Genomic DNA, 3433 nt, shown 5'->3' on the forward strand with positions numbered 1-3433 from the left:
GAAGCAGATGAAATATTATTGGCGAGATTTTCAAGTCATGACAGCTGATAAAATAGAGCAATGGGTGGAGAAAGTATCAAACCAATTCGGAAAAGAATACATGTTTACTTTTTAATGACAACTTAAAGAAAAGACCTATTTAAATAGGTCTTTTCTTTTTGATAAATCGTGAATGGACTAAGCTTTTTTCAGCTTTTTCTTTAACTTTTTCAAAGCAGAATTATGCTTTGAAATTTTGTTCAACCTCGCTTTAATTTCCTTTTTAAGTGATTTGGTTTTCTTAGACAAATTCATCTCCTTCTCGTCTACGTATAAAACTTAAATTTCGATCAATTAAAAACCATTCGGCCAAATGAACTTTGATTCACAAAGTCTTTAGCCTACTAATGATGTTGTTGACGCTGATTTCGTTGATGCGGCTGTTGTTTCTGTTTCTTTTGGTCTTGTTGCTGTTGCTGTTGCTGATCATTTTGCTGCTGTTGATCAGTTTGTTGGTTTTGTTGATGCTGTTTACGAGACATTTCATTTCTCCTTATCATCATAAGTGTCACAATGTACTGTTACTAGATGTACATCTACTAAAGGACAACAACCAATGTACCGCTAATTTTCATGGAACCAACCCGATAAATGTTTCGAATTACTTCATTGTAAAATTTCTGGAGAATAATTAATTTGAAATCAATCCCCCTCTATTTTCTGCATTACTTAAGTTCACTCGAATAGTGCGGTTTTAAACTTTTAGTAACATGACAAGCATGCCAGACCATCTGATTGATTGCGTGAAGTCACCTTTTGATTGCTGTATTTTGAATTGTATTGAGAAGCTATGATTCTGTGTTTTTAATGTTTAGTCCTAAAAAAGGACTAAATCATTCAGTCCTTTTTTCACCTATCATTTTTTACACTTAGATTGGCAAATAAACTCAGTCCATATGCTCAATGATGGCTTGTCCAAACTCCGAACAACGTAATAGTTTTGCACCTTGCATGAGTCGTTCAAAATCATAGGTCACCGTTTTGGCTTCAATGGCACCTGCGATCCCTTTAATAATTAGATCTGCCGCTTCAGTCCAGCCCATATTTCGCAGCATCATTTCTGCAGACAGAATAATAGACCCAGGGTTTACTTTGTCTTGACCCGCATATTTAGGTGCAGTGCCATGTGTCGCTTCATAAACTTGTACCGCGCCACCAATATTGGCACCCGGTGCAATACCAATGCCGCCAACTTCAGCCGCCAAAGCATCTGAAATATAGTCACCGTTTAAATTTAGGGTAGCAATGACTGAATAATCGGTCGGACGCATGAGAATCTGCTGTAAAAAAGCGTCCGCGATCGCATCTTTAATCACGATTTCTTTGCCCGTTTTTGGATTTTTTATTTTGACCCAAGGACCACCATCTAGCAATTCACCACCAAAGCGCTCAAGTGCGACTTCATAACCCCACTCTTTAAACGCCCCTTCGGTATATTTCATGATATTACCTTTGTGCACCAAAGTGACATTCGGCTTATCATTATCAATGGCAAATTGAATAGCTTTACGTACCAAACGCTGAGAACCTTCTTTAGATACAGGCTTAATACCGATACCGCAATTTTCCTCAAAGCGAATCTTAGTGACGCCCATTTCCTCTTTAAGAAATTTGATCATTTTCTTGGCTTCAGGTGAATCTGCTTTCCATTCGATCCCAGCATAAATATCTTCTGAGTTCTCTCGGAAGATCACCATGTCTGTACGTTCAGGATGCTGAACAGGTGAAGGAACGCCCTTAAACCAACGTACTGGGCGCACACAGACGTAGAGATCTAATTCTTGACGTAGTGCAACATTTAGCGAACGAATGCCACCACCGACAGGCGTCGTTAATGGCCCTTTAATTGAAACCACAAATTCGCGTAAAGCCTCAAAGGTTTCTTCGGGCATATAGGTACCATAAATTTTATTGGCTTTTTCACCACAATAAACTTCCATCCATTCTATGGCACGTTTTCCACCATAAGCTTTTTGTACTGCGGCATTCACCACGGTTTTCATCACTGGAGTGATATCAACACCAATACCATCGCCTTCAATAAATGGAATAATTGGATTATTGGGAACATTGAATGATAAGTCTGAATTTACTGTAATTTTTGTCCCATCCACTGGAACGACGATCTTTTGATAACCCATTTTTATGACCCTCCCTGAGAAGCGAGTGAAAAAATAATTGCTGTTTGATAAGACTTTTAATTGCGCTTCACGCATAATACTCTAAAGCAAATCTACCTTTTTTGAGATTTAGATGGGAAATAGCTGCATTTCCCTATTGAATAAATCTTAACCAATTTGAATTATTGTATTTAATAGAAGTTATTTCCTATGAAAATCGTCATCTTAAACAAGCCATATGACGTGCTCTCCCAATTCCGTAAAGACGAAGCGCATATGACCATATCTGACTTCGTGGACGATCCTAGTCTACGTATTGCAGGTCGTTTAGATATGGACTCTGAAGGTTTGGTATTTTTAACTGATCATGGTGGTTTAAATCAGTACATTACCAACCCTGAAAATAAAAAGTTCAAAACCTACTTAGTGCAAGTCGATGGCGACATCACAGAAGAAGCGCTTGAACAATTACGTAAAGGCGTTGAGCTAAAAGATGGTATGACTTTGCCAGCCAAAGCCATTAAAGTGCAACAGCCAGAATGGTTATGGGATCGTGATCCTCCTGTACGTTTCCGTGCAAACATTCCAACCTCTTGGGTTGAAATCCAAATTTGCGAAGGCCGTAACCGTCAAGTTCGTCGTATGACTTCAGCAGTAGGTTTCCCGACTTTACGTTTAATTCGTACACGTATTGGTGCCATCGATTTAGTTCAATTGGGTTTAGAACCAGGTGAAACCAAAGAAATTGAGCCTTTACTGTACCCTGACTTTCAAAATGTACCTGCAGAAGAACCTTACCGTTCGCGCTCTTATGTGAAAAAACCAGGCGGTACAGGTGGTAAGCCAATGGTTCGTAAGAATAAAGATGGCTCAGTGAAAAAGTCAGGTACAAAACGTATCTGGCAAATGGATGAGAGCGAAAAACCCAAACGCCGTACCAATGGCACAACTCGTCCGAATACTAAAGCCCCTCGTGGCCGCGGTCGTAACGGACGTTGATATAAAGCTTCAAAAAAGGCCTACAACCTACGTAGGCCTTTACATTTTTTTATAAACCTAACAATTATTTAAGATTATTTTCATATTTCGACACTATAATAAGTTATAACAATAGATTTCTTTCATAAGTCATTTTTCACTCAGCTCTAAGTTATAAATTCCAGCAATTAGATTGAATCTTAATGCTAGTCTTTTGCCTCGATTGCGATATCGCTCAGCAAGAATTTTGAAGGTTTTCAAACTGCCAAATACATGCTCAATTCCAATTCTTCTTT

Annotated in this window: 4 protein-coding genes and 1 pseudogene; 2 read left to right on the forward strand and 3 right to left on the reverse strand. The window is 38.6% G+C overall.

Annotated features, from left to right (window positions below):
* Window positions 1-115: pseudogene (locus FTU65_RS15945) on the forward strand (transposase); the annotation flags it as partial.
* A gap of 268 nt (window positions 116-383) precedes the next feature.
* Here FTU65_RS15945 and FTU65_RS15950 read toward each other — a convergent pair.
* Both FTU65_RS15950 and icd read right to left on the reverse strand, forming a co-directional pair.
* The gene (locus tag FTU65_RS15950) at window positions 384-521 is read right to left on the reverse strand and encodes a hypothetical protein (protein ID WP_180004097.1); all 138 of its coding nucleotides are present in this window, start codon (window positions 519-521) and stop codon (window positions 384-386) included.
* 405 nt (window positions 522-926) lie between these two features.
* The gene (icd, locus tag FTU65_RS15955; protein WP_180004095.1) at window positions 927-2180 is read right to left on the reverse strand and encodes an NADP-dependent isocitrate dehydrogenase; all 1254 of its coding nucleotides are present in this window, start codon (window positions 2178-2180) and stop codon (window positions 927-929) included.
* Between the two features lie 189 nt (window positions 2181-2369).
* On the opposite strand from icd, the gene FTU65_RS15960 reads away from it, so the two are divergent.
* Window positions 2370-3158 carry an rRNA large subunit pseudouridine synthase E gene (locus FTU65_RS15960; RefSeq protein ID WP_078194376.1) on the forward strand — a complete coding sequence of 263 codons (789 nt, stop codon included), beginning with the start codon at window positions 2370-2372 and terminating at the stop codon, window positions 3156-3158.
* Window positions 3159-3287: 129 nt separating this feature from the next.
* On the opposite strand, the gene FTU65_RS15965 is transcribed toward FTU65_RS15960, so the two are convergent.
* Window positions 3288-3433, reverse strand: a 146-nt coding sequence (locus FTU65_RS15965) for a transposase (RefSeq protein ID WP_368856488.1), incomplete at its 5' end; no start/stop codon positions are given.

It is taken from the genome of Acinetobacter sp. YH12129 (assembly GCF_013418685.1).
Taxonomy (GTDB): Bacteria; Pseudomonadota; Gammaproteobacteria; order Pseudomonadales; family Moraxellaceae; genus Acinetobacter; species Acinetobacter amyesii.

Coding starts and splice junctions, on each gene's coding strand:
- FTU65_RS15950 (WP_180004097.1), bottom strand. CDS start 521: ATGTCTCGTAAACAGCATCAACAAAACCAACAAACTGATCAACAGCAG.
- FTU65_RS15960 (WP_078194376.1), top strand. CDS start 2,370: ATGAAAATCGTCATCTTAAACAAGCCATATGACGTGCTCTCCCAATTC.
- icd (WP_180004095.1), bottom strand. CDS start 2,180: ATGGGTTATCAAAAGATCGTCGTTCCAGTGGATGGGACAAAAATTACA.